This is a genomic window from Embleya sp. NPDC059237, assembly GCF_042754105.1.
Taxonomy (GTDB): Bacteria; Actinomycetota; Actinomycetes; order Streptomycetales; family Streptomycetaceae; genus Embleya.
Window position 1 is genome coordinate 131,256 of record NZ_JBHZAE010000003.1, and the last position, 25,727, is coordinate 156,982.

Annotated in this window: 21 protein-coding genes; 13 read left to right on the forward strand and 8 right to left on the reverse strand. The window is 71.8% G+C overall.

Going from position 1 to position 25,727, the window contains the following annotated elements; all coding sequences use genetic code 11:
• The first annotated feature begins 127 nt into the window (after positions 1-127).
• Positions 128-1,312: a MarP family serine protease gene (locus ACFXKZ_RS11220; protein ID WP_379998894.1), complete on the forward strand. Its 1,185-nt coding sequence runs from the start codon at positions 128-130 to the stop codon at positions 1,310-1,312.
• 428 nt (positions 1,313-1,740) lie between these two features.
• On the opposite strand, the gene ACFXKZ_RS11225 is transcribed toward ACFXKZ_RS11220, so the two are convergent.
• The 5 genes from ACFXKZ_RS11225 to ACFXKZ_RS11245 form a co-directional block, all read right to left on the reverse strand.
• Entirely contained in the window at positions 1,741-2,661 is a 921-nt protein-coding gene (locus tag ACFXKZ_RS11225; protein ID WP_379998896.1) for an alpha/beta fold hydrolase, read from the reverse strand.
• A gap of 76 nt (positions 2,662-2,737) precedes the next feature.
• Positions 2,738-3,157 carry a phage holin family protein gene (locus tag ACFXKZ_RS11230; protein ID WP_379998898.1) on the reverse strand — a complete coding sequence of 140 codons (420 nt, stop codon included), beginning with the start codon at positions 3,155-3,157 and terminating at the stop codon, positions 2,738-2,740.
• A 117-nt stretch (positions 3,158-3,274) separates the two neighbouring features.
• A complete protein-coding gene (gene nhaA / locus ACFXKZ_RS11235) occupies positions 3,275-4,591 on the reverse strand; it encodes a Na+/H+ antiporter NhaA (protein ID WP_379998900.1) in 1,317 nt (438 codons plus the stop codon).
• Between the two features lie 287 nt (positions 4,592-4,878).
• Entirely contained in the window at positions 4,879-6,213 is a 1,335-nt protein-coding gene (locus tag ACFXKZ_RS11240) for a hypothetical protein (RefSeq protein WP_379998902.1), read from the reverse strand.
• Positions 6,214-6,420: 207 nt separating this feature from the next.
• Positions 6,421-7,482, reverse strand: coding sequence for a sulfite exporter TauE/SafE family protein (locus ACFXKZ_RS11245; RefSeq protein WP_379998904.1), 1,062 nt, complete (start codon positions 7,480-7,482; stop codon positions 6,421-6,423).
• A gap of 259 nt (positions 7,483-7,741) precedes the next feature.
• Here ACFXKZ_RS11245 and ACFXKZ_RS11250 point away from each other — a divergent pair, with 259 nt between their 5' ends.
• Positions 7,742-10,090, forward strand: coding sequence for a SulP family inorganic anion transporter (locus ACFXKZ_RS11250; protein ID WP_379998906.1), 2,349 nt, complete (start codon positions 7,742-7,744; stop codon positions 10,088-10,090).
• Between the two features lie 146 nt (positions 10,091-10,236).
• Positions 10,237-12,222 (forward strand): acetate--CoA ligase, encoded by a 1,986-nt coding sequence (gene acs / locus ACFXKZ_RS11255; RefSeq protein WP_379998908.1) that lies wholly within the window; start codon positions 10,237-10,239, stop codon positions 12,220-12,222.
• Positions 12,223-12,306: 84 nt separating this feature from the next.
• Here the strand turns inward: acs and ACFXKZ_RS11260 are convergent, their stop codons facing one another.
• Positions 12,307-13,287 carry an ATP-binding protein gene (locus ACFXKZ_RS11260; protein WP_379998910.1) on the reverse strand — a complete coding sequence of 327 codons (981 nt, stop codon included), beginning with the start codon at positions 13,285-13,287 and terminating at the stop codon, positions 12,307-12,309.
• Between the two features lie 188 nt (positions 13,288-13,475).
• Here ACFXKZ_RS11260 and ACFXKZ_RS11265 point away from each other — a divergent pair, with 188 nt between their 5' ends.
• A complete protein-coding gene (locus ACFXKZ_RS11265) occupies positions 13,476-14,282 on the forward strand; it encodes an oxidoreductase (protein WP_126639193.1) in 807 nt (268 codons plus the stop codon).
• 458 nt (positions 14,283-14,740) lie between these two features.
• On the opposite strand, the gene ACFXKZ_RS11270 is transcribed toward ACFXKZ_RS11265, so the two are convergent.
• Positions 14,741-15,547, reverse strand: a complete 807-nt coding sequence (locus ACFXKZ_RS11270) for an HAD family hydrolase (protein ID WP_379998912.1) — start codon at positions 15,545-15,547, stop codon at positions 14,741-14,743.
• Positions 15,548-16,170: 623 nt separating this feature from the next.
• Here ACFXKZ_RS11270 and ssd point away from each other — a divergent pair.
• From ssd to ACFXKZ_RS11305, 7 genes are all read left to right on the forward strand, one after another.
• Positions 16,171-17,262, forward strand: a complete 1,092-nt coding sequence (gene ssd, locus ACFXKZ_RS11275) for a septum site-determining protein Ssd (protein ID WP_379998914.1) — start codon at positions 16,171-16,173, stop codon at positions 17,260-17,262.
• Positions 17,259-18,629: a TadA family conjugal transfer-associated ATPase gene (locus tag ACFXKZ_RS11280; RefSeq protein WP_379998916.1), complete on the forward strand. Its 1,371-nt coding sequence runs from the start codon at positions 17,259-17,261 to the stop codon at positions 18,627-18,629. Before ssd ends, ACFXKZ_RS11280 begins: the two co-directional genes overlap by 4 nt.
• 457 nt (positions 18,630-19,086) lie before the next feature.
• Positions 19,087-19,716 carry a type II secretion system F family protein gene (locus tag ACFXKZ_RS11285; protein ID WP_379998918.1) on the forward strand — a complete coding sequence of 210 codons (630 nt, stop codon included), beginning with the start codon at positions 19,087-19,089 and terminating at the stop codon, positions 19,714-19,716.
• On the forward strand, positions 19,713-20,426 hold the full coding sequence (locus ACFXKZ_RS11290; protein ID WP_379998920.1) for a type II secretion system F family protein: 714 nt from the start codon (positions 19,713-19,715) through the stop codon (positions 20,424-20,426). The genes ACFXKZ_RS11285 and ACFXKZ_RS11290 overlap by 4 nt, the downstream gene beginning before the upstream one ends.
• Positions 20,427-20,509: 83 nt before the next feature.
• The gene (locus ACFXKZ_RS11295) at positions 20,510-20,707 is read left to right on the forward strand and encodes a DUF4244 domain-containing protein (RefSeq protein WP_379998922.1); all 198 of its coding nucleotides are present in this window, start codon (positions 20,510-20,512) and stop codon (positions 20,705-20,707) included.
• Positions 20,708-20,747: 40 nt separating this feature from the next.
• The gene (locus ACFXKZ_RS11300; protein WP_379998924.1) at positions 20,748-21,083 is read left to right on the forward strand and encodes a TadE family type IV pilus minor pilin; all 336 of its coding nucleotides are present in this window, start codon (positions 20,748-20,750) and stop codon (positions 21,081-21,083) included.
• Positions 21,080-21,460: an Rv3654c family TadE-like protein gene (locus tag ACFXKZ_RS11305; RefSeq protein WP_379998926.1), complete on the forward strand. Its 381-nt coding sequence runs from the start codon at positions 21,080-21,082 to the stop codon at positions 21,458-21,460. The genes ACFXKZ_RS11300 and ACFXKZ_RS11305 overlap by 4 nt, the downstream gene beginning before the upstream one ends.
• A 640-nt stretch (positions 21,461-22,100) precedes the next feature.
• Here ACFXKZ_RS11305 and ACFXKZ_RS11310 read toward each other — a convergent pair.
• Entirely contained in the window at positions 22,101-24,386 is a 2,286-nt protein-coding gene (locus tag ACFXKZ_RS11310) for a DEAD/DEAH box helicase (RefSeq protein WP_379998928.1), read from the reverse strand.
• 198 nt (positions 24,387-24,584) lie between these two features.
• Here ACFXKZ_RS11310 and ACFXKZ_RS11315 point away from each other — a divergent pair, with 198 nt between their 5' ends.
• A complete protein-coding gene (locus tag ACFXKZ_RS11315) occupies positions 24,585-24,926 on the forward strand; it encodes an STAS domain-containing protein (protein ID WP_078976516.1) in 342 nt (113 codons plus the stop codon).
• Positions 24,927-25,005: 79 nt separating this feature from the next.
• Positions 25,006-25,473, forward strand: coding sequence for an ATP-binding protein (locus ACFXKZ_RS11320; RefSeq protein WP_379998930.1), 468 nt, complete (start codon positions 25,006-25,008; stop codon positions 25,471-25,473).
• The last annotated feature ends 254 nt before the right edge of the window (positions 25,474-25,727 follow it).

Genomic DNA, 25,727 nt, shown 5'->3' on the forward strand with positions numbered 1-25,727 from the left:
CCGCCGGCCCGGGCGCAAGAGCGCGCCGGCGGTGCGTCGACAGGGGCTGTGTACGGCTGTGTCACCGGTGTTCGACGAACCGGCACGGCTGCGGACAGCGCGGGCTCGCACGTGAGAACGTGAGCGCGTGAATGTCCTGGACCTGTTGCTGCTCGCCGCCGCGGTGGCCTTCGCCATCTCCGGATACCGGCAGGGCTTCATCGTCGGCGTGCTCTCGTTCCTGGGCTTCATCGGCGGCGGCGTGTTCGGCATGTGGCTGGTGCCCTCGCTGCTGAACCGGTTCGAGCCGGGGCTCGGGCCCTCGATCGCGGCGATCTGCGTCGTGCTCGTGCTGGCCACCGCGCTCCAGGCGTTGACCACCGCGGCCGGCAACCGGTTGCGTCGCCGACTCACCTGGCGACCGGCGCGCCTGGTGGACGCGGCGGGCGGCGCGATCGTGAGCGTGTGCGCGCTGTTGATCGTGGTGTGGCTGATCGGCTCCTCCGTCGCGGGCGCGTCGATGCCCACCGTCTCGCGCGAGGTGCGCTCGTCCCAGGTGCTCGGCGGCGTGCAGAAGGTGTTGCCCCGGGGCGCGGACACGTGGTTCTCCTCGTTCGGCAATCTGCTCGACCGCAACGGCTTCCCGCAGGTGTTCAGTCCGTTCGTGCGCGAGGACATTCCGCAGGTGCCGCCGCCGGACCCCAAGTTGTTGTCGATGCCCGCGGTCCGGGAGAGCCAGGACAAGATCGTCAAGATCGTCGGCACCGCGAAGAGTTGCGGCAAGGTGATCGAGGGTTCCGGCTTCGTCTACGCGCCGCAGCGCGTGATGACCAACGCCCACGTGGTCGGCGGGGTGCGCAAGCCGAACGTGCAGATCGGCGGCGAGGGCCGGGAGTACCCGGCGGAGGTCGTGCTCTACGACTGGAAGCGCGACATCGCGGTGCTCAAGGTGCCCGGACTCAAGGCCACCCCACTGCTGTTCGAGCCCAAGGTGGAGAGCGGCGCGGACGCGATCGTGGCGGGCTTCCCGGAGAACGGCGCCTTCCACGTCGAGGCCGCCCGCGTGCGGGCCCGGATCCAGGCCGGCGGTCCGGACATCTACAAGCGCGGCACGGTCAGTCGCGACGTCTACTCGCTCTACGCGAAGGTCCGCCAGGGCAACTCCGGCGGGCCGCTGATCTCGCCGAACGGCAAGGTCGCCGGGGTGATCTTCGCCAAGTCGCTCGACGACGAGTCCACCGGATACGCGCTCACCGTCGAGGAGGTCCGCGCGGACGCCGAGGCCGGGGCGGTCGCCGACCGCCCCGTGGACACCCAGAGTTGCGCGATGTGACGTCGAACCGACGGGCCGCCGGGGCGCGGCGGCCCGTACCGGGTCAGCGGGGGAAGCGCAGGCGCAACGTCAACCAGCGCGCTCGCCGGCGCAATATCCCCATCAGCCCCGGGAAATGATCCCCCCGGTCGGCAACCGCGCCGACCGGCGCCCCTCGCTCGTGCTCGAACCCTTGGGTACCGGTGGTGTGGATCTCAACCATGAGGGTCTCTGCCGTCTCCGACCGGGTGTCCCCGGCCCCCGCCGCCATGCTCGGAGCGTTGTACGTCCGGCTCATACGGGGGCGCCTACCCGGGCCACCGACGGCGTAATCGCGCCGCCCATCGGGCCGGAAACGATTCCCGAGCCCATCCGGGGTGATCTATACGGAAGTGTCGGATATGCCCATCGAAATCACACAACGAAGGCCCGAAAGCGCTGTCGGAACTTCAACGTTCGGGTTCCGGATCCTTCAACCAGCCCAGCAGTTCCTCCGTGAACATCGCGGGTTGCTCCTCGTGCGGGAAGTGCCCGACGCCGTCCAGCAGTCGCCAGCGGTACGGCGCCTCCACGTAGCGCCCGGAACCGGCCGCGGTGCGCGGCAGGATCACCGGGTCGAGGGCGCCGTGCAGATGCAGCGTGGGCACCTCGACGGGAGCCTTCATCCGGGTCGAGTACTGGATGCCGTCCGGGCGCGGGATGGAGCGGATCAGCCACCGATAGTGCTCGGCCGCGCAGTGCGCGGTGCCCGGCACCAGCATCGCCTGGCGATAGCGGGTGAACGATTCGTCGACCGGCCGGCCCGGCGCCGACCACGCGCGCAGCATGTCGCCCACCATCGCCGCGTCGTCGCGGATCAGTTGCCGCTCGGGCACCCACGGCCGCTGGAAGCCGAAGATGTGCGAACTCGCCGCCATCTGGTGACGGTCCGTCAGCAGCGCGCCGCGCAGTTGCCGGGGGTGCGGCATCGACACCGCGACCAGTCGGCGGACCACCTTGGGCCGCAACACCGCGGCGGTCCACCCCAGATAGGCGCCCAGGTCGTGGCCGACCACGATCGCGTCCGGCTCGCCGAGCGAGCGGATCACCCCGGTCACGTCCAAGGCCAGGGTGATCGGGTCGTAGCCGCGCGGGGTGCGGTCGCTGCCGCCGTAGCCGCGCAGGTCCATCGCGACCGCGCGATAGCCGGCCCGGGCCAACGCCTGCATCTGGTACCGCCAGGTCCACCAGAACTGCGGGAATCCGTGCAGCAGCAGCACGACCGGTCCCTCGCCCGTCTCGGCGATGTGGAACCGCGCGCCGTTGGCGGCGATGTCGCGGTGCGTCCAGGGCCCGGCCACGTTGACCACGGTGCTCTCGGGAACCGTCATGCCGAGCAGCGTTGCACACTCGCGATCCCACTCCTGTTTCCGCGCCCGGTTTCCCCGGCCCGGGCGCGCCGCGAGGTCAGCCGACGTTCTTGAGCGTGGTGATCGTGTCCTGGGTGGTGGTGATCGTGCGCTCCGGCGGCCGCACCTTCTTGAACGACACGATCCCGTAGTACCCGAGCCCGCCCGCGAGCAGCAGGTAGAAGCCGCCGACGATCAGGAAGCTCCACGCCACACCCAGACCCAGGGCGTGGATTCCGTACACGACCGCGAAGCTCAGGAAGACGAACGCGAACACGCCGACGAAGGCCGCCGCGCCGAACGCGCCGCCGCCCTTCGCCACGTTGACCACGCTGACCTTGACCTCGCTCTTGGCGAGCGCGATCTCGCTGCGGACCAGGGTGGACATGTCCTTGCTGGCGGACGAGAACAGCTCGCCGAGGGATCGTTGTGCGTCGACGGGCACGTCCTGGGCCGGGGACCTGTCGGTGCCTGCCATGGTCACTCCTCGTACCGGTATGGATAAGCCGAACCCCGATCATGCCCTGCTGCGGTGATACGTATCCACCGGGGCACGTCGTACGAGTGTTTCGGATGGGAAACGAAACAATCCGGACTACGCGAGCTTGTCCCGGCGCAGCCCGTCGGCGTCCGTTCGATACACGTCGGGGATGCCGTCGCCGTCGTCGTCGCGGTTCTCCTCGGCGCACAGCCGGGCGTAGGTGTTGTTCCGTATCCGCAGTACGACCGTGGCCGCCACGGCGGAGAGCACCGAGCCGACCAGGACCGCGGCCTTCGCCTGTTCGGTCAGCATCGGGTCGTCGGTGAAGGCGAGTTCGCTGATCAGCAGCGACACGGTGAAGCCGATGCCGGCCAGCATGGACATGCCGAACACGTCGGGCCAGGCCAGGTCGTCGCTGAGTTGGGCCCGGGTGAACCGGGCGACCAGCCAGGTGCCGACGAAGATGCCGACCACCTTGCCCGCGATCAGGCCGATCAGGACACCGAGCGTGGGCCGGTGGGTGAACACGTCGCCGAGCACCGGCCCCGAGACCGCGACACCCGCGGACAACAGCGCGAAGAGCGGCACCGCCAGACCGGCGGAGACCGGCCGGACCAGGTGCTCGACGTGCTCGGCCGGCGAGGTGCGCTCGTCCCGGTCCGGAACCACCCGCATCAGCAGGCCCATCGCCACGCCGGCGACCGTCGCGTGCACCCCGCTCTCGTGCATCAGCGCCCAGATCACCAGCGCGAGCGGTACGTAGAACCACCAGCCGCGCACCCGCCGGCGCTGGAGCAGCCAGAAGACCACGAGCAGTGCGAACGCTCCGGCCAGGGCGAGGAAGTTCACCGAATCGGTGAAGAAGATCGCGATGATCAAGATCGCGCCCAGGTCGTCCACCACGGCCAGGGTGAGCAGGAACGAGCGCAGCGCGGACGGCAGGCTGGTGCCGATCACGGCGAGTACGGCCAGCGCGAAGGCGATGTCGGTCGCGGTGGGGATGGCCCAGCCGTCCGGCGAGCCGCCGCCGGCGTTGACCGCGAAGTAGAACAGCGCGGGGGTGAGCATCCCGCATCCGGCGGCGACCACCGGCAGGATCGCCTGGGCCGGATTGCGCAGGTCGCCGACCACCAACTCGCGCTTGAGTTCGATGCCGGCCACGAAGAAGAAGATGGCGAGCAGTCCGTCGGCGGCCCAGGTGCTCAGCGACAGGTCGAGATGCAGTGCCGACGGGCCGAACCGGAAGTCGCGCAGGTCCTGGTAGGCGTCGCTCCACGCGGTGTTCGCCCAGACCACCGCGACCACCGCCGCGATCAGCAACAGCGCGCCGCCGACCGTTTCGGTGCGCAGCGCGTCGGCGATGAAATTCCGCTCGGCCAGTGTGGACGGACGCCGAAAGAACTTGTTGCGTGGTGCGGACTCGGCACCCACGGGACCTCCAGGTCGGCTGCGGCTCGCGGGCGTATACCGCCCTGCGAAAACGACAAAACAGCGCCGACCAGACTTCCCGGCATGTCTCCCGACGGAGGAGACCCGTGACGCGGGAGCGGTCCGACCCGAACCCGGTCCCCGTCAGTGTATCGACAAGATTTTCGATTCTGCCGAACCGATCCGGGCCACGGCGCGCACCATGACCCGCCGCAGGCGGCAACACGAGGGCCCCGCACCGAGGTTGCGCTCGGTACGGGGCCCTCGTGGAGCAGTGGGTCGCCGGTCGGTCAGTCCTGTCGACGCGTCGGCAGCGCGTTCTCCTCGACAGAGAGCGCCCGGTTCGCGGCGGGCTTGTTCGGGCCCTGCGCGGCGGTGACGATCGAGTTCCAGTCGGCGGGAGTCTGGCCCACGCCCAGTCCCTGGAGCTTGGTGATCACCGCGGGGTCCTGCCCCTCGAGCCAGTCGGTCAGCTGACGGAAGGTCACGCAGCGCACGTCGGCCTTGGTGCAGATCGAGGTCACCGTGTCCCGGACGGCGTTCATGTAGATGCCGCCGCTCCAGTCCTCGAAGTGATTCCCGATGAACAGTGGAGCGCGGTTGGTGGTATAGGCGCGCTGGAATCCGTTCATGTAGAACTCGTGGGCCTCTTTCTCCCACGCGTCCTTCTTGGACGGGTCGTATTTACCGTGTCGCTGCTCCTGCTCGTACATGATGTTGTAGTCCATGGAGAGCTGCGACTTGTTCGCGTCACCCGGCCACGGCAGCGACTGCAGCGGGAAGTCCCAGATTCCGGTCTCCTTGCCGCGCTTGGGCCACACCTGAAGACCGCCGGGCGAACTCGCGTCGTAGCGGAAACCCATCTCCTTGGCCGCCCGCATCAGGTTCGGCTGGCCCTCCAGGCACGGCGCGCGGCCACCGATGAGTTCCTTGCCCGGTGCGTAGTCGAACGGCAGCGGCGGAAGGTCGGCGTAGCCGGTGTTGGTCTTCCAGTTCTGGACGAATTTCACCGCCTGCTCGGTTTCGTTCTTCCAGTCGGCCGGGCTCCAACTCTTGCCGCTCGTGGCGCTGTTGCAGAAGTGGCCGTTGAAGTGCGTACCGACTTCGTTGCCCTTGAGCCAGACCTCGCGCATCTGGATGATCGTGTTGCGCACGGTTTCGTCGGACATGAAGTTGATGTCCGACTGACCCGCGGTGTGCTTCGGCCCGGTGTACATGGCCTTCTTCGTCTTCGGGAGCGTGTAGATACCGCTCAGGAAGTACGTCATCTGGGCCTTGTTCGCCTCGGACACCTTCAGGAATTGCGAAACCAGCTTGTTGCCGTCCTCGGCCGCGCCATCCCACGAGAACACGACGAACTGCGGCGGTTTCTCCCCCGGCTTGAGCTTCTCCACCTTGGGCTGGTTCGGCTGGGGACCGGTGTCGGCGGTCGAGCCGTCACCGATCGGTTTGACCGGACCCCTCGGTTTGTCCGATTCCTTACCCGGATCGCTCGGATTTCCGCTGCCAGGGTTCTTTGCAGAGGAGTTACCGGAATCTTTCCCGTCCTTTGCGAAAACCACGAAACCGATAGCGGCCAGGACTGCGACAACGACGAGCACCGCAGCGCCGCGGACAGTTCGCACAGTTCACCTCTTCCCATGGACATGCCGGACCGGGCTGTATTCCCTATCGATACATACGCACGCCGGGGTCACCCGGTTGCGTGCGTCCCCGGTCCGCTTCCCCGCGTACCCGGGCCGGGATCCATCGGATCGTCCGGAACGCGTGAGCGCGGACACATCACCGTACGGGGCGTCGGGCCCCGGAAGCGATCCGGCGTCACCCTCCGGTCACGGGTCGGCGCGGAACTCGATCCGCCCGCCGTACATGCCCATCGCACAGGTCCAGTCGACCGTTCCGGGGCGCGGTATGCCCAGGTCGATCGTGGTCTCGCCGGTCACCGGCAGGACCTGCTGCCGGTCGCGCGCGGGCAGCACGAAGCCCCGGGTACAGCCGGTGGTGTGGTCGGTGCGCAACACCAGGACGGTGGGTACGCCGGCCCGGGCCAGCGCGCGGGCCGGGTGGTAACCCTCGTTCGCCACCCGGACGGTGACCCGCTGAACACCGTCGGGCCCCGTCCTCGCCGCCGCGTGGTCGACCGCGCCGCGGGCCGCCGGGCTCCACCAGCCGGCCAGACGCAGTCCGGAGCCGACCGTCCACGCGGCCACCACGAGCACCAACACGCCCAGGGCGGCGGTCAGTCGCCCGCGCAGCACCCGCCCCGACGCGCCGACGAGCAGACCCAGGACGGTGAACAGCGGGATGGTGCCGAGTACGAAACCGGTCAGCACCGCGGCGCCGCCGAGCGCGTTCTGCGAGGTGACGGCGACCAGTTCGGCGCCCAGCGTCACCCCACACGGGACGAACACGGTGGCCGCGCCCAGGAGCAGCGGGCCGTGCCCGGCGCCGCGGGCCGCGCCGCGCGGCAACAGCCGACCCACGCCGGGCACGCCGAGCATGGCCAATCCGAACAGCACCATCAGCGCGGCGGCGAGGAGCATCAGGATCGCCCGGGTGCTCGGCGCCGGTTGGATCGCGCCGCCGAGCAGGCCGAGCAGTGCGCCCAGGACGGCGTGGGCGACGAGCTTCGCGCCCAGGAAGGCGGCCAGCGCGCGGGGGAGCGGGCGGCGCATGGGGGAGGCGGCGCAGTCGGCGGCCCGGGCGGCCTCGACGGATTCGGCGGGTCCGGCGGGTCCCTTGCGATCGGCGCGATCGGTCCCCCCGGTGGCCGCGATCGGCCCGCACGGGCGGACCGCGCCGACCAGAAGGCCGCCCTGGACCGCTGCACAGGACGCGCCGCCCGCGGCGAACCCCGCGCCGAGCCCGGTCGCGAACAGCGTGAGCACCTGCACGGCACCACCCCCACTCCGGGGAGATTACGGGCCATCACACACAGTGTGGAAGGTGCTCGGTGTGAAACATCTGTTTCACCCATATGGGTGCACATTTTACGTTCTGAAAAGGATAGCCTTACTGTGACGAGGTAAACACTTAGAGTTAAGTTGGCCTATCCGGCCCGAACACTCTGCTTTCGACCCGCGCGCCGCCACCCCTGCGGCAGCCATGCCCGCCATGACATGACTGACATGACTGACCCCGGAGGACACGGACATGCCCGTTGCCCCTGTCACCACGCCCGCGCCGGTTTCCAGGGTCGCGTCCGCGCGGGCCGATCTCGGCGCCTCGCTGGTGGTTTTCCTGGTCGCCGTGCCGCTCTCCCTCGGCATCGCGCTCGCGGCCGGCGCCCCGCTCGGCGCCGGCATCATCTCGGCCGTGGTCGGCGGCATCGTGGTCGGCCTGCTCGGCGGCGCGCCGCTCCAGGTGAGCGGCCCCACCGCGGGCCTGACGGTGATCGTGGCCGGTCTCGTACAGAACTACGGCTGGCGGGTGACCTGCCTGGTCACCGTCGGCGCCGGCCTGCTGCAGATCCTGCTCGGCGTGGCCAGGGTGGCCCGGGCCACCCTCGCCCTGTCGCCGGCCGTCGTACACGGCGTCGTGGCCGGCATCGGCGTGGTGATCGCGCTGGCCCAGTTGCACGTGGTCCTGGGCGGCGCGCCGCAACGGTCGGCCTGGGAGAACCTGCGCGAACTGCCCCATCAGATCGCCGACCTGCACACCCCTGCGGTCGCCGTCGGGGTGATCACCCTGGCCCTGCTGCTCGGTTGGCCGCTGCTCGGCCGACTGCCCGGTCGCGGGGCGGCGCTCCGCCGGGTGCCGGCGCCGCTGGTCGCGGTCTCCCTGGCCACCGCGTGCGCGAGCGTGCTGCACCTGGACGTGGCGCGGGTGGACCTGTCCTCGGTCGTGTTCACCACCCCGGTGCTGCCCCCGTCGGGCGCGTGGGGCGCGATCGTGGTCGGCGTGGTCAGCGTGGCGCTGGTCTCCGGGATGGAGTCGCTGCTCTCGGCCGCGGCGGCCGACCGGCTGCACGACGGGCCGCGCGCCCGACTCGATCGCGAACTGATCGGCCAGGGCGTGGGAAACGTGGTCTCCGGCGCGATCGGCGGCTACCCCGTCACCGGTGTGGCGATCCGCTCGGTGACCAACGTGCGGGCCGGCGCGGTCACCCGGGCCGCGACGATCCTGCACGGGGTGTGGGTGATGGTGTTCGTGGCCCTGCTCGGCGCGCTCGTCGAGCGCATCCCGCTCGCGGTGCTGGCCGCCCTGGTGATGGCGGTCGGCCTCCAGATGGTCAGCCTCGCGCACATCCGGCACGTCCACCGTCACCGCGAATTCCCGGCGTACGCCGCGACGATCGCGGGGGTGATCCTGGCCGGGGTGCTCCAGGGTGTGCTGCTCGGCGTGGTGGTCGCGGTGTGCACCGCGCTGTACCGGCTCAGCCGCAGCACCGTGCGGGTCCACCCCGGCGACGGGGTGCTGCACGTGGAGGTGCACGGCTCGCTCACCTTCCTGTCGGTGCCGCGACTGTCGCGCGTGCTCGCCAAGTTGCCGCCCGGGGAGCACGTGGTGATGGACATGACCGTGGACTACCTCGACCAGGCCGCATTCGAGACCGTGCACTCGTGGCGCGCCGGCTACCTCGCGCGTGGGGGCCGGGTGGACATCGAGGAGATCCACGACGGTTGTTACGAGCGGGCCGCGGGCGGCACCCCGGGGCCCCGGCGGTCCCGATTGACTCCGTCGCCGCGCTGGTTCGCGCCGTGGTGGCATTGGCAGCGCGCGTGTCCGCGCGAGGACGGCACCGCGTCCCAGGCCCTGGTGGCCGGTGCCCGCGAGTTCCGTCGGCGCACCGCGCCCCTGGTCCAGCCGTTCCTGGAACGCCTCGCGCTGGAGGGGCAAAAGCCCGCGCAACTGTTCATCACCTGCGCCGACTCGCGGATCGTGCCGAACCTGATCACCGCGAGCGGTCCCGGCGACCTGTTCACCGTGCGCAACGTCGGCAACCTGGTGCCGCCCGGTGACACCGCCCGGGTCGAGCCGGGCACGGGCGACGCGTCGGTGGGCGCGGCGATCGAGTACGCGGTATCGGTGCTCGGGGTGCGCAGCATCACCGTGTGCGGGCACTCCGGGTGCGGGGCGATGAAGGCGCTGCTCGACAAGGTCGGCTCGGTGCCCGACGCCGGATCGAGGCCCGGTGCTACGCCGCACCTGGACCGCTGGCTGCGCCACGGCGACGCGTCACTGGCCCGTTTCACCGCCGAGCCCGCGCCGACCGTGACCGGTCATACCGTGCCGCCGGTGGAGCAGTTGTGCCTGACCAACGTGGTCCAGCAGCTGGACAACCTGCGCGAGCACACGGTGGTTGCGCAGGCGGTGGCGGCGGGCCGACTGCGGTTGTTCGGGCTCTACTTCGACCTTGCGTCCGCACAGATGTACCTCTACGACGCGGTGCGCGGCGACTTCGGTCCCGTGGATGCGGAACGGGCGGAGTCCGGGGCACTCCCGCAGGTCGTCCCGGCGAGCGCCGAAGATCACACTTTTCCGGCGCTCAATCCCGGATAGCCGGCCCGTACCCTCGCGCGGTCGGCCACGATGTGTGCTGCGCATCGGAGTGGTCTAAACCAATCTCCGTGCTCCTCTTGCCGGCTCGGGCCGGTCCCTGATGAGCTACGGCAGAGAAGAGACCGCAGCCGCACGGAGGAGTACGCGTGAGCAACGCAGACCGGAACACGGGAGACAAGGCCGGCGAGGCACTGTCGAACCTGCTGCGCGAGGAGCGCCGCTTCGCACCTCCGCCCGCGCTCGCGGCCGACGCCAACGTCAAGGCCGACGCGTACGAACGGGCGGAGGCCGATCGGCTCGGCTTCTGGGCCGCGCAGGCCCGGCGGCTCGACTGGGCGGTCGAGCCGCAGGAGACGCTGGACTGGTCGACGCCCCCGTTCGCGAAGTGGTTCGCCGACGGCAAGCTGAACGTGGCCTACAACTGCGTCGACCGGCACGTCGAGGCGGGCCACGGCGACCGGGTCGCGATCCACTTCGAGGGCGAGCCGGGCGACACCCGCACGCTCACCTACGCCGACCTCAAGCGCGAGGTCTCCAAGGCGGCCAACGCGCTGACCTCGCTGGGCGTCGAGGCGGGCGACCGGGTGGCGATCTACCTGCCGATGATCCCGGAGGCGGTGATCTCGATGCTCGCGTGCGCGCGCATCGGCGCCCCGCACTCGGTGGTCTTCGGCGGCTTCTCCGCGGACGCGGTCTCCTCACGTGTCACCGACAACGACGCGCGGATCGTGATCACCGCCGACGGCGGCTACCGGCGCGGCAAGCCGTCGGCGCTCAAGCCCGCCATCGACGAGGCGCTGACGTCCTGCCCGGACGTGCGCAACGTGCTGGTCGTGCGGCGCACCGGCGGCGACGTCGCGTGGACCGAGGGCCGCGACATCTGGTGGCACGACCTGGTCGACGCGCAGCCGGAGGAGCACGAGCCGCAGCCGTTCGACGCCGAGCACCCGCTGTTCATTCTGTACACGTCGGGCACCACCGGTAAGCCCAAGGGCATCCTGCACACCTCCGGCGGCTACCTGACCCAGGCGAGCTACACCCACCACGCGGTCTTCGACCTCAAGCCCGAGACCGACGTGTACTGGTGCACCGCCGACATCGGCTGGGTCACCGGGCACTCCTACATCACCTACGGCCCGCTCTCCAACGGCGCCACCCAGGTCATGTACGAGGGCACGCCCGACACCCCGCACCAGGGCCGCTGGTGGGAGATCGTGGCGAAGTACGGGGTCACCATCCTGTACACCGCGCCCACCGCGATCCGCACCTGCATGAAGTGGGGCGACGACATCCCCGCCAAGTTCGACCTCTCCTCGCTGCGCATCCTGGGCAGTGTCGGCGAGCCGATCAACCCCGAGGCGTGGATCTGGTACCGCGAGCACATCGGCGCCGGGAAGACCCCGATCGTGGACACCTGGTGGCAGACCGAGACCGGCGCGATCATGATCAGCCCGCTGCCGGGCGTCACCTCCACCAAGCCGGGCTCCGCGCAGCGCGCGCTGCCGGGCATCTCGGCCAAGGTCGTCGACGACACCGCGACCGAGGTCGGCAACGGTGGCGGCGGCTACCTGGTCCTGGACCAGCCGTGGCCGTCGATGCTGCGCACCATCTGGGGCGACGACCAGCGGTTCAAGGACACCTACTGGTCGCGCTTCGAGGACCTGTACTTCGCCGGCGACGGTGCGAAGAAGGACGACGACGGCGACATCTGGCTGCTCGGCCGGGTCGACGACGTGATGCTCGTGTCGGGCCACAACATCTCCACCACCGAGGTCGAGTCGGCCCTGGTGTCGCACCCCAAGGTCGCCGAGTCGGCGGTGGTCGGCGCGACCGACGCGACCACCGGTCAGGCGATCGTGGCGTTCGTGATCCTGCGCGGCAGCGCCTCGGAGTCGGCCGAACTGGTCGCCGAACTGCGCGAGCACGTCGGCAAGGTGCTCGGCCCGATCGCCAAGCCCAAGCGGATCCTGCCGGTGGCGGAGCTGCCCAAGACCCGCTCCGGCAAGATCATGCGCCGCCTGCTGCGCGACGTGGCGGAGAACCGCACGCTCGGCGACGTCACCACGCTGACCGACTCGTCGGTGATGGACCTGATCTCGTCGCAGCTGCCGTCGGCCCCGACGGAGGACTGAGCGGGACGGAGTGGATGCGGGGCGGTCCGTCGTTGGTGGGCGGGCCGCCCCGCGTCGTCGGGATCGGGGCTTCGGGTGGGCGGTTCAGACCGGCGCGGAGATGGCCTGCGGGCCGAGTACGAACGCCGGGTCGACCTGCTCGGCCAGGTCGACACCGGTCTTCGCGTTGGCCCAGCCGCGTGCGTTGCGCAGGTGGAACTCGACCATCTGCGCGGTGTATTGCGCCCAGTCGCGGCGCTCGAAACCGGCGTCGGCGGCGCGCACCAACTCGTCCAGCGCGGCCCGGTTGGCCGGTTCCAGGCTGTCGAAGTCGGGGGAGTGGCCCTTCTCCAGGGCCCGTACGTAGTCGGACTGCACGGTCCAGGTGAGCAGGTCGTCGCCGACGTGCTCGCGCAGGAACTCGACGTCGTCGGGGCCCTGGACCTTGTTGCCGACCACCGCGAGCGCTACGCCCCAGTCGCGGGCGTAGTCGCGGTATTGCCGGTAGACGCCGACACCCTTGCGGGTCGGCTCGGCGACCAGGAAGGTCAGGTCGAACCGGGTGAACAACCCGGAGGCGAACGAGTCCGAACCGGCGGTCATGTCGACCACGAGATATTCGCCCGCGCCGTCGACGAGGTGGTTGAGGTACAGCTCCACCGCGCCGACCTTCGAGTGGTAGCACGCGACGCCGAGGTCGGACTCGGCGAACGGCCCCGTCGCCATCAACCGCAGTCCGGGCAGGCCGGGCACCTCGCGCGCGCACGCCGCGTGGATCGGGTTGTCCTCGGTGAGTCGGATCAGCCGCGAACCCCGGCCCGGCGGGGTGGTCTTGACCATCTGCTCGGTCGAGCCGATCCGCGGGTTGTCGCCGCGCAACCAGTCCTTGATCGTGGGCAGTCGGGCGCCCATCGCGGGCATCGCCGCCGCGGCCTGCTCGTCGAGGCCGAGCGCGGCGCCGAGGTGCTGGTTGATGTCCGCGTCCACGGCGACCACCGGGCGGCCGGCGGCCACCAGATGCCGGATGAACAACGACGAGAGCGTGGTCTTGCCGCTGCCGCCCTTGCCGACGAAGGCGATTTTCACGGCCTCTCCCTTGATATATGAGTTTGACAATCGTTTTCGATAGGATCATCCGTCGCGGACCGTGATCAGGTCAAGTCGGAAAGTAGTCGAAGTGTCGGCCGGGGGGCCGTCGACCGCGTGCGGGCGCGGCCGGGGTCGGTGCGGGCCCGTGTCGCGGGTGATTCCCGGCCCGGCGTAGGGTCGCTCGGGTGAGCACCGCAACCGATCCCCTCGCCGCCCTCGCGCTCCTGCCCGGCGTGCCGGAGTCCGTCGAGGACACCCGCACGGCGGTGGACCGGCTGCTCGGCCACCGCACGATGCGCCGCCGCAGCATGGACATCAGCGCCGAATCCGCGCTCCGGGGTGCGCGGGCCAGTGCCGCCCTGGAGGGCGTCGACTGGTCGCTGGAGGAGATTCGCCGCCGGACCGACTACTCGTCCTCGCTCGACGACGGCGGTGCGGTGGTCGCGGGTGCGTTGCGGCTGTCCGCCGAGATCGGCACGCTCCTCGGTACTTGGGGGCACAGTCCGCTCCAGGTGCTGGCCCGGCTGCACGTGGTTGCCGCGGCCGATGCGGTGCCCGCCGAGGCGCTGGGCCGGCCGCGCCGGGACGACGAGTCCTCGGCCGGGCAACTTCCGGCGGACGAGGTTGCGGCCCGCCTCGACGGGTTGTCCCGACTGCTGCTCGCGCCGTCCGCCGCGCCCGCGATCGTGGTCGCCGCGGTCACCCACGGGGAGATTCTGAGCCTGGCCCCGTTCGGCTGGGGCAACGGGCTGATCGCCCGCGCCGCGCAGCGGATCGTGCTGATCACCCGGGGCCTGGACCCGAAGGGCGCGGCGGTGCCGGAGGTCGGCCACCTGGAACTGGGCGTGGATGCCTACGCCGAGGCGCTGCGGGCGTACGAGAGCGGTACGGCCGAGGGTGTGGCGACCTGGATCCGGCACTGCGCGGAGGCGATGACGTTGGGTGCGCGCGAGAGCGTCGCGGTGTGCGAAGCGGTGATGCGCGGGATCTGACGGCCGGCGGGGTTGCTTCGGCCGGGGGCGGCTCGGGGCGGGGCGGCTCGGGTGGGCGCGGCCCGGCTCGGTGCGGTTCGTCGCGGGCGTTTCGGGTTCGGACGTACGAGACGGCGGCGCCCGTGAGGACGCCGCCGCTTTGTCACTCCCGCCGAGGTATCAGGCGTGTACCCGTTATGACGATCGGCCCCGGCATGCGCATCCACGGGGGGAAGAACATGCAGGTTGTCCGACGCGTTCGGCCCCTACGAGGGTCGGTCGCACGTGGGTTCCCGGCGGTCGTGCTCGATCCGTCCCGGCCACCCGGGTGAGCGGGGGCCGTACGGGCCGTTGGTCCCTTTTCTAGTGGGTTGCCGAGAGGAGGGGAACCCCTGACCCAAGATCTTTACTTTCGGCCTTTGTCGGATTTGCTCCGCTGTCGATGATCGTCGGGCGCCGCCGCGGCCTTGACCTTCCGGTCAGCGGCGCTTCCTGGCGAGGTACCAGACGAAGCCGGCGGCAGTGGCGCCCGCGCCGATCGCGGTCGCGGCGAGCACGGGGCGCGAGGGTACCGAGAGGCCGGGCACCCGCTGGCGCAGCGCCACGGGGCGGCTGAAGACCAGTACGGGCCACCCGCGGGCGGTCGCCTCGCGACGCAGGCCGCGATCCGGGTTGACCGCGTACGGGTGGCCGACCTCCAAGAGCATCGGCAGGTCGGTGATCGAATCGCTGTACGCGTAGCAGGAGGTGAGGTCGTAGCCCTCGGTGCGGGCCAACTCCTTGACCGCCGCGGCCTTGTTGGGCCCGTACGCGTAGAAGTCGATCTCGCCGGAGTAGTGGCCGTCCTCGACCACCATCCGGGTGGCCACCACGCGGTCCGCGCCGAGCATGTCGCCGATCGGCTCGACCACTTCGGCCCCGGAGGAGCTGACGATCACCACGTCGCGGCCGGCCGCGTGGTGTTCCTCGATCAGCGACGCGGCCTCGTCGTAGATGATCGGGTCGATCATGTCGTGCAGGGTCTCCGCGACGATCTCGCGCACCTGCTGCACGTCCCAGCCGCGACACAGCGCGGACAGGTATTCGCGCATGCGCTCCATTTGGTCGTGATCCGCGCCGCCGACGAGGAAGACGAACTGGGCGTAGGCACTCTTGAGGACGGAGCGGCGATTGATGAGTCCGCCGTGGTAGAAGGATCTACTGAACGCCAGCGCACTGGACCTGGCGATGATGGTCTTGTCGAGGTCGAAGAAGGCTGCTGTCCGCTTCGGCGCCTGGGTTTCCACAGTTCACGAGGATAAGGGCAGCCATTCGGCGTAAACTCCGCGTCGTGGGTTTGCTAGAGAACCCCCTCGGGTACATCCTGGAAGTCACGGATCGTTCGCGACCGTGCTAACCCGGTCCGACTCCTCCCCCCCCGAGTCGGCCGCGGAGACGACCCCCGCTCTCCCCCCCGGCGGGGGTCGTCGCTTGTCCGGGGGCTTTTTTGCGTCCCGATGCGGGTGGGTGCGGGGTTGTGCTCGGGTGGTCGCCGGGGTGGTAATCCCCGATGCCGGTCGGTTCTCTCGTGATTGTCGGCGGTTGCTTGGCGTTGCGCTTCGTTGTGGGGAATCGGGTGGGGCTTTCGGAGTGGGACCGGGGACCGGGGCCTAGGACTGGGGCCCGGGACCGGGGCCTGGGTCGTGCCGTGGGGTGGGTGGGGGTGCGGGCCTTGTGGTCGGGGCCTGGGTCGGGGGTGGCGCCGGAACGGCTCGGGTGTCCCTCACACGAGTGAATCCGTAATCCACAGTCGCGGGCTTGTCCACAGGTGGGAACCACCCGCTCGGCGGAGCGCGCGATCGCCGCGACGGTTGGGGTCAGTTCCCGGGAGGGCCGGTGCGGCCGGACCTCCCCGACCCCTGGAGGTTCCGTGGCAGCGCTTTCCCCACCTCGGCCGGCTCGTCCGCTCCTGGTGACCGGCGATCCGGCCCTGCTCGACGAACTCCTGCGGCTGTGCGCGGTGGCCGGGATCGAGCCGGAGGTGCAACCGGACGCGGGCGCGGCGCGGGCCGCCTGGCCGGGGGCGCCGTTGGTGATCGTCGGCGACGACGTGACGCCGGGATTGGCCCGGTGCGGGCTGCCACGCCGCGAGGACGTGGTGCTGATCGGCGACGACCTGGACGACGGCGACGTGTGGCGGCGGGCGGTGGACGTCGGCGCGGATCATGTGGTGTTCCTGCCCGACGCGGAGCACTGGATCGTCGATCGCTTGGGCGATGTCGCGGAGGGCACCGGGCCCGACGCGCACACCATCGCGGTGCTGGGTGGGTGCGGCGGCAGCGGGGCCAGCACGCTGGCCTGTGCGCTCGGGGTGGCGGCGGTGCGGACCGGACTGGCCACCGCGCTGGTGGACGTGGACCCGCTGGGCGGCGGCCTCGACGTGCTGCTCGGCGGCGAGGACGAGAGCGGGCTGCGCTGGTCCGATCTGGCGAGCGCGCGCGGGCGGATCGACGGGGGCGCGCTTTCCGATGCGCTGCCGCACCTGCACGGGTTGACCGTGCTGTCCTGGGACCGGGACAGGCCGCCCGCGATCCCGCCGGAGACGGTCCGCTCGGTGGTGCGGGCGGTGCGCAGACGACACGACGTGGCGGTGCTCGACGTGCCCCGGCATACCGACCCGGGGGCGGCGGAGGCGCTGCGGTTGTGCGACACGGGGCTTTTGGTGGTGCCGGCCGAGGTGCGGGCGCTGGCCGCGTCGGCGCAGGTGGCGGGCCGGGTGGGCTCGATGGTGCGCGATCTGCGGGCGGTGGTGCGGCAGCCGAGTTCGTCGGGGCTGACCTCCGAGGCGGTCGCGCGGGGCCTGGGGTTGCCGCTCGCGGGGGAGTTGCGGCCGGAGGCGGGGTTGGCGGCGGCCACCGAGCGGGGTGATCCGCCGGGGTTGCGCACGCGGGGGCCGTTGGCCCGGTTCTGTCGGGACTACCTCGCGGGCAATCCGGCCGGCGTGGCGCGGGAGGCGGCGTGAGCGCGCGCGAGGTGCCGCCGATGCCGCCGTTTCCGCCGCCGGGCGCGCCGCCGCTGCCGCCGAGGGGTGTGCGGTCGGGCCGGGTGCCGCAGCCGCCGCCGTGGCCGGTGCCGGCGCCGCCGGTCGGGGGTACCGGGGTCTTCTCCGCGCCGCCGCCGCGACCTGTCGCGGTGCCGGGCGCGGCGGCCGGGCCGGTGATCGCTCCAGCGCCGGATCCGGAGTTGGTCGAGGCGGTGCGGGCGCGGTTGGCCGCCGGTGGGCACGAGCCGACGCCCGCGGCGGTGGCCGCGGCGTTGCGGGCCGAGGGGCGGGTGCTCGGCGAGGCGGCGTTGCCGGACCTGGTTCGGGCGCTGCGGTCGGAGATCGCCGGGGCCGGGCCGTTGGACGTGCTGCTGCGCGACCCCGAGGTGACCGATGTGCTGGTCAACGCGCCCGACGAGGTGTGGATCGATCGGGGCGCGGGCCCGCAGCGCACGGCGGTGACCTTCGCCGACGACGCTGCGGTGCGGCGGTTGGCCCAGCGGTTGGCGAGCGGGGTCGGGCGGCGGTTGGACGACGCCTCGCCGTATGTGGACGCCACGCTCGCCGACGGTGTGCGGCTGCATGCGGTTTTGCGGCCGGTGGCGGTGCGGGGGACGTGCCTGTCGTTGCGGGTTCCTCGGCGTACCTCGCTCGGGGTGGCCGACCTGGTGCGGGCCGGTTCGTTGTCGCCGGCGGCGGCCGAACTGCTGTGTGCGGTGGTCTCGGCGCGGGCCGCGTTCCTGGTCTCGGGTGGCACCGGTTCGGGCAAGACCACGCTGCTCGGGGCGCTCCTTGGGTGTGCGCATCCGGCCGAACGGCTGCTGCTCGCCGAGGACTCGGCCGAACTGACGCCGCGTCACCCGCATGTGGTGCGGCTGGAGTCGCGGCCGGCCAACGTCGAGGGCGCGGGCGAGGTGACCCTGCGCGATCTGGTCCGCCAGGCCCTGCGGATGCGGCCGGACCGGCTCGTGGTCGGCGAGGTGCGGGGGGCCGAGGTGGTGGAGCTGCTCGCGGCCCTGAACACCGGGCACGAGGGCGGCTGCGGCACGGTGCACGCGAACTCGGCGGCCGATGTGCCTGCGCGGTTGGAGGCGTTGGGGGCGTTGGCCGGGCTGGGTCGGGACGCGGTGCACAGCCAGGTGGCGGCGGCGCTCGATCTGGTCGTGCATGTGGTGCGCGAGCGCGATGGGCTGCGGCGGGCGGCCGAGGTCCATGTCCTGGAACGGGACACGGCGGGCTGGGTGCGACCGGTCCCGGCGGTGAGCTTCGAACGCGCCGGTGGCTGCCGCCCGGGACCGGGCCACGGCAGGTTGGCCGCGCTGCTGGCCGGGTGGTGGCGCGGGTGACGACGGTCGCGGTGGGTTGGCGGCCTCGGGGACGGAGGGTCGGCCCGACTCGGGTGTCCTCAAACGCCGGACGGGCTGGAGGGCGCTGTGTTCGCCGGTCCGGGCTGCGGTTGCCGGGCACCTGCGGCGTCCTCAAACGCCGGACGGGCTGGAGGGGGCCGGGTTCGGGTGGTGGTTTTCGGGGGCTTGCGGCGGGTGTCCTCAAGCGCCGGGGTTTTGTGGCGATTCGGTGGGGGTGGGGTGGGTGATTTTGGTGGTGGTGGGGGCGGTTGGGGTTGGTGGGTTGGTGTGGTGGTCGATGGCTCGGGTGGGGCCTGGGCGGTTGGCTGGGGTGTTGGGGGTCGCGGGCGGCGGGTCGGGTGGGCGGTGGGTGGCTTGGGTGGGGGTGCTGGGGCGCCATCGGGTGGTTGCGGCGGTGATGGCTGCGGGGGGCTTGGCGGCTTTGGGGTTGGGGTCGGTGGTGCCTGTGCTGCTGGCTTTGCCGGGGGCCTGGGTGGTGCGGCGGCGGCGGGATCGGGCCCGGCGCGAGCGCGATGCCGGGGCGGTGCGTTGTGGCGTGGTGCGGCTGTGTGCGGCGCTGGCGGGGGAGTCGCGGGCCGGGCGCACGCCGGCGCAGGCGTTGGCCGCCGCGGCGCATGCCGTGGATGGGCCGATCCTGGCGGTGGTGGGCGAGGCGATCGGGACCGCCCGGGTGGGTGGCGACGTGCCGGATGCGCTGGATCGCGCGGCGGCCGTGCCCGGGGCGGCCGGGCTGCGTCGGATCGCCGCCTGCTGGCGGATCGCGACCGGGCGAGGCGCCGGGTTCGCACCGGCCTTGGAGCGCATTGCGGCGGGTCTGCGGGCCGAGGAGGACGCGCACGAGGAGGTGATCGCCGAACTCGCCGGGGCCCGCTCGACCGCGCAGGTCCTGGCCGGGCTGCCGGTGTTCGGCCTGTTCCTGGGCGGCGCCCTGGGGGCGCGGCCGGTGGAGGTGTTGTTGCGCACGCCGGCCGGGATCGGGTGCCTGTGCGCGGGGCTGACCCTCGTGGTGGTCGGGCTGGAGTGGACCGATCGCCTGGTGGCCCGAGCAGGTCCGGTGCCGGGATGAGCGCGGTGGCGGTGTTGGTGGCGGTCGTCGCGGCGGCGGGTGGCGCGGCGGGCGCGGTGCGCGGGCGGGGTCCGGAGTTCCGCCGGCCGTCGGCGCGGGGGCGGGATCCGGCGCTCGGTCGGCGGGCCGCGGCGGGGCTCGGCGGGGTGGCGGTGTTCGTGGTGTTCGGCGGCTGGCCCGGGGGTGTGGCCGGGCTCGTGGTGGCGGTCGTCCTGGATCGGCGACTGACCGGCCTGGAGTCGCGGTCGGGACGGGCCCTGCGGGATCGGCTGCGGGCCGATCTGCCGCCCGCGGCCGACCTGTTCGCGGCGTGCCTGGTGGCGGGCAGCACACCGGCGGACGCCGCCGAGGCGGTTGCGCACGCGGTCGGCGGGCCGCTGGCGGGGCGACTGCGGCCGATCGTGGCCTCGTTGCGGCTCGGCGGCGACCCCGGGCGGTGCTGGTTGGGGCTGACCGACGATCCCGTGCTCGCGCCGCTGGGGCGGGTGTTGGCCCGGGCTGCGACCGGTGGTGTGCCGGCGGCGGTCCTGGTGGCGGGGATGGCCGACGAGCACCGGGCCGAGCAGCGCCGGACCGCGACCGCGGTCGCGCGCCGGGTGGGGGTGCGCGCCACCGTTCCACTCGGATTGTGCTTCCTGCCCGCCTTTCTGCTGGTCGGGGTGGTCCCGATCGTGATCGGGCTGGGCACGTCGCTGCTGCGGGCGGGGTGAGTCGGCGGGTGTGTCCGAAGTGCACATTTTTATAGGCGTTTCATGCAGGTTTCATGTAGGTCCGTATCGATGAGGGGGGACTCATGCGCATGTCGATTCCGAGCGCACGTCGGGTGTGGTCGTGGCTGCGTGTCGACACCGGGATGACCACCGCGGAATACGCGGTCGGTACGGTCGCCGCGGTGGCGTTCGGCGCGGTGTTGTTCAAGATCGTGACCAGCCCGGGGGTCGCCGCGGCGCTCGCCCGGGTGATCACCAAGGCACTCGATGTCTCGTTCTGAGGCTCGTGCGGGGTGGGGGCTTCGCGGGGCGGACGGATTCGTGACCGCGGAGACCGCCGTGGTGTTGCCGGTCCTGGTGGTGTTGACCGCCGTGCTGACGGCCGGGATCGGGGCCGCCACCGCGCAGATCCGCTGTGTGGACGCGGCGCAGGCCGGGGCTCGGGCGCTGGCGCGGGGCGAGCCGACCGAGGTCGCGGTGGCGCGGGCCGCGGCCGTCGGGCCGGCCGGTGCGCGGACGGGGGTGTCCGGTGGGGACGGTCTGGTGCGCTTCCGGGTCACCGCCGAGGTCGGTGTGCCGGGTGCGGCCTGGGCCGGGGTCACGTTCCACGTGGAACATACGGCGGTGGCGGCTGTCGAGGCGGAGGCGCCGCCGTGAGGGGAGGCCGGTCGGGCCAGGAGGGTTCGGCCACCCTGTGGGTGCTTGCGTTCGCGCTGATCCCGATGTGCGCGGCGGCGTTCGTCTTTGCCTTCGCCGGAGCAGTCGCGGCCCGACACCGCGCCGGTGCCGCCGCCGACCTGGCCGCGCTGGCTGCCGCGGCCCGATCCGTCGCCGGGTCCGGCCCCGACGAGGCCTGCGCCCTGGCCCGCCGAGTGGCCCGAGCCCAGCACACGGACCTGACGAGCTGCCGGCTCACCAACGGCTTCGCCGAGGTCCGCGTATCGGCCCCCACCCGAATCGGCACAGCCCAAGCCACCGCCCGAGCCGGCCCAGCCACCCCCACACCCCCACCAGACCCCCCAAGCAGCCCTTGACCCACCCCACCCACCCAGAGAAGCCCCCACCAACCCAAGCGCCCCCCACGGGGCCGGCCCACCCCGCCGCACCCCACACGGCACAAGCCGACCCCACCTGCCTGCCCCTGCCTGGCCCCGCCCACCCGTCTGCCCGCCCCGCTCCGCCCCCACCTGGCGTCCGCGCGGCCCGGACCGGCTTACCCGTTCGCCCATCCCTGCCCGGCCGGCCGCCCGCCTGGCCCACGCACCGGGGCCTGCTCGTCTCGCGCGGCGCGCCCACCCGTCTGGCCGGCCCGACCCTGGTTGGCCCGTCTGTTCGGCTGACGCCCTCCACCCTGACCGCCCGGTTGGCCCGTTCTGCCCGCCCCGCCTGGCGCCCGCCCGGTCCGGACCGACCGGCTTGCCCATTCGGCTGACGCTGTCCGCCCCGCCCGCCCGGCCCACCCGCCGGACCTGCCCGTCCCGCCCGGCGCGCCCACCCCCGTCTGGCCGGCCCGGCGCCCGCCCGACCCTGATCGGCCCGCCCGTTCGGCCGGTGCTGTCCGCCCGGCCCTGATCGGCCCGTCGGAGGTGCGGTTTCACCGCGCCTGCTGGGCGCGCCCGCGCCCTCGACCAGGGCGGGCAGCCCGGCCGGCGTGCTCCTGCCGCCTGGGCTTTGCTACCCCTTCGGGTTGCTCGTCCCCTCCGCCTCCCGTAGTAGCGCGTCCAGCAGGGCGATTGAGGCCGGCTTGTTCAACGGCTGGTTGCCGTTGCCGCATTTGGGGGACTGGATGCAGCTGGGGCAGCCGTGGTCGCATTCGCAGGAGGCGATGGCCTCCCTCGTCGCGGTGAGCCAGGTGTCGGCGGTGACGTAGGCGCGTTCCGCGAAGCCGGCGCCGCCCGGGTGGCCGTCGTAGACGAAGACGGTCGGCAGGCGGGTGTCCGGGTGCAGCGACGTGGAGACCCCGCCGATGTCCCAGCGGTCGCAGGTGGCGAACAGCGGCAGCAGGCCGATCGAGGCGTGCTCGGCGGCGTGTGCGGCGCCGGGCAGGTCGGTCGGGTCGATGCCCGCCTCGGCGACCTGCTCGGGCGTCACCGTCCACCACACGGCGCGCGTGCGCAGGCTGCGTTCGGGCAGGTCCAGCTTGTGCTCGCCCAGTACCTCGCCGGTGACGATCCGCTTGCGCTGAAAGGAGACCACCCGGCCGGTGACCTCGACCGAACCGAAGTGCAGGCGGGCCGCGCCCCACTCCCGGCTGCGTACGGTCTCCAGGATCCGGATCTCGGTGACCTCGCGCGCACTGGTGGTCCAGTCCGGATTCGCCGGCCGCACCAGCGCCACACCCTCGCCGAGGTCGAGCTCGCGGACCAGGTACGTGTCGCCCTGGTGCAGGTGCACCGCCCCGGGGTGCACCGCCGAGTGCGCGGCGGGCGCGTCGACCGTGCCCAGGATGCGGCCCGTGTCCTGCTCCACCACCCGCACCGCCGGTCCGCCCGCGCCGCGGATGTCGGTCAGGTCGGTGGCCCGCTCCCGGCTGGTCCAGTACCAGCCCGTCGACCGCTTGCGCAGCAGCCCGCGCCGTTCCAGACCCGGCAACAACTCGGCGGCCACCGGCCCGAACAGCTCCAGGTCCTCGTCGGTCAGCGCGAACTCGGCCGCGGCGGCACACAGGTGCGGGGCCAGCACGTACGGGTTGTCCGGATCGAGCACCGTCGCCTCGACCGGCCGATCGAACAGCGCCTCGGGATGGTGCACCAGGAACGTGTCCAGCGGATCGTCCCGCGCCACCAGCACCGCCAGCGCCTCCTGGCCGGCCCGTCCCGCGCGTCCGGCCTGCTGCCACAGGGAGGCCCGGGTGCCGGGATAGCCCGCGATCAGCACCGCGTCCAGCCCGGAGATGTCCACGCCCAATTCGAGCGCGGTGGTCGCGGCCACCCCCAGCAGGCTGCCGTCGTGCAGCGCCCGCTCGATCGCCCGCCGCTCCTGGGGCAGGTAGCCCGCGCGATAGGTGGCCACCCGGTCGGCCAACCCCTCGTCCACCCGGGCCAGGTGGTCCCGGGCGATCACCCGGACCACCTCCGCGCCGCGCCGCGAGCGCACGAACGCCACCGTGCGCACCCCGTCGAGCACCAGGTCGGTGAGCAGATCGGCGGTCTCGGCCGTCGCGGTACGCCGTACGGGCGCGCCGTGTTCACCCTCGTGGCCGGTCAGCGGCGGCTCCCACAGGGCGAACACCAGTTCGCCGTGCGGCGAGCCGTCCTCGGTCACCGCGACCACCGGCGCGCCGATCAACCGTTCGGCCGCGACGGCCGGATCGGACACCGTGGCCGACGCCAGGATGAACACCGGGTCCGATCCGTACCGGCGACACACCCGACGCAGACGACGGATCAATTGGGCCACATGCGAGCCGAAAACACCGCGATAGGTGTGGCATTCGTCGATCACCACGTAGCGCAGCGTGCGCAGGAAAGCCCCCCACGAGCGGTGCCCGGGCAACAGCGCGCGGTGCACCATGTCGGGATTCGTCAGGACGTACGACGCGTGCGCGCGCACCCATTGGCGGATCTCCACCGGGGTGTCTCCGTCGTACGTGGCGGTGCGGACACACCCGAGCGCGGGGTTCGCCGCGCGCAACTCCTCGACGGCGCGCGCCTGATCCGAGGCCAGCGCCTTCGTCGGAGAGAGGTAGAGTGCGGTCGCACCGCGCCCGCTGGGCGCGCCCGCGCCCTCGACCAGGGTCGTGAGAACCGGCAACAGATAGGCGAGGGACTTGCCCGAGGCGGTGCCGGTGGCGATCACGACCGAGCGGCCCGATGCCGCAACAGAGGCGGCGCGGGCCTGATGTTCCCACGGCAGTTCGATACCCGCGCCGCGAAACGCGTCGCCCACCTCCGGCCGAACCCAGTCGGGCCAGGCCGAGGTGACGCCTTCGCGAGCGGGTATGCGCCGGACGTGCGTCACTCGTTCGGGTCGATCCCGACCCGCCATAAGGCGGCCGAGAAGACCTTCCGGGGGGCGTGTACTGGGCTGCATCGGGCACCAGTGTTACATCCAATGTCGCGGGATTCATCGTCCCCTAGTGCCCATAAGTGGTTGAATGCCTTGGCGGCTGCCGATCCATGGGGGGCGACCGCTCAAGAGCAAGGTGCTGGAGGATCCGTGGACTTGTCCCTGTCGACCCGAACCGAGGGCGGTCGTACGATCGTCGAGGTGGGCGGCGAGATCGATGTATACACCGCACCCAAGCTGCGCGAGCAACTGGTGGAACTCGTCAACGAAGGCCAGTTCCACCTGATCGTCGACATGGAAGCAGTCGACTTCCTGGACTCGACCGGGCTCGGTGTGCTGGTGGGCGGCCTGAAGCGGGTGCGTGCCCACGAAGGGTCGCTGCAGCTGGTGTGCACTCAGGAGCGCATCCTGAAGATCTTCCGCATCACCGGCCTGACCAAGGTCTTCCCGATTCATCCGTCGGTGGCCACGGCCATCGAGGCGTCCGACTGACCGACCGTACGTCCTGACCGGACGCACATCGCACCCGCGCGGATCCGGGCGGGTGCACGCACGGCTGGGGGAACGAACCATGGCCATCGTCGAGCTGCGCTTCAGCGCGCTGCCCGAACACGTCCGCACGGCGCGGCTCGTCGCCGCCGCCGTGGCGCGGCGAGCGGGGGTTGCTGAGACGGTGCTCGACGAGGTGCGCCTCGCCGTCGGCGAGGCGTGTTCCCGCGCCGTCGGGATGCACCGGAGCCGGGCGGACGACGACCGCCCGGTCACGGTCACCCTGGACGACGGCGACGGCCGCTTCTGTATCGAGGTCAACGACGGCGTACCGCAGCCGGCGTTGACCGAGGCGGGTCTCGCGGAGGGGGCCGGGCTGGTGCCCGACCTGGCCGCGAACGGCTCCGGCCTCGACCTGATCGAGAACGAGATGGGCCTGGCCGTCATCCTCGGCCTCGTCGACGATCTCGACGTGCGGGCCGGCGCCGAGGGCGGCGTGATCCGCATGTCGTGGCCCTCCGGCGCCAAGTCCGCCGAGACCGTGGGCTGACCCGGGGTCCGTCCGGCCCCACCCCGCTCCACCACGCCACGTCGCTCCACCGCATCGCCTCCGGGACACCCGGGGGCGATTTTCGGCGTTCCCGTGTATCCCGATTTCCGGGTCGTAAAACCTGATTCCGGATCGATACGCCGATTTTGGGAATCGCGCCCGGATTTCATCGGTAATTTGATCCGATCATGGCGATTCCCATGGTCTGATCTTGATCATTTGCATACACTCCTTTCGCATTGAGAAGTCCCGAT

Coding starts and splice junctions, on each gene's coding strand:
- ACFXKZ_RS11320 (WP_379998930.1), top strand. CDS start 25,006: ATGGCCATCGTCGAGCTGCGCTTCAGCGCGCTGCCCGAACACGTCCGC.
- ACFXKZ_RS11225 (WP_379998896.1), bottom strand. CDS start 2,661: ATGACGGTTCCCGAGAGCACCGTGGTCAACGTGGCCGGGCCCTGGACG.
- ACFXKZ_RS11295 (WP_379998922.1), top strand. CDS start 20,510: ATGCGCATGTCGATTCCGAGCGCACGTCGGGTGTGGTCGTGGCTGCGT.
- ACFXKZ_RS11230 (WP_379998898.1), bottom strand. CDS start 3,157: ATGGCAGGCACCGACAGGTCCCCGGCCCAGGACGTGCCCGTCGACGCA.
- ACFXKZ_RS11290 (WP_379998920.1), top strand. CDS start 19,713: ATGAGCGCGGTGGCGGTGTTGGTGGCGGTCGTCGCGGCGGCGGGTGGC.
- ACFXKZ_RS11250 (WP_379998906.1), top strand. CDS start 7,742: ATGCCCGTTGCCCCTGTCACCACGCCCGCGCCGGTTTCCAGGGTCGCG.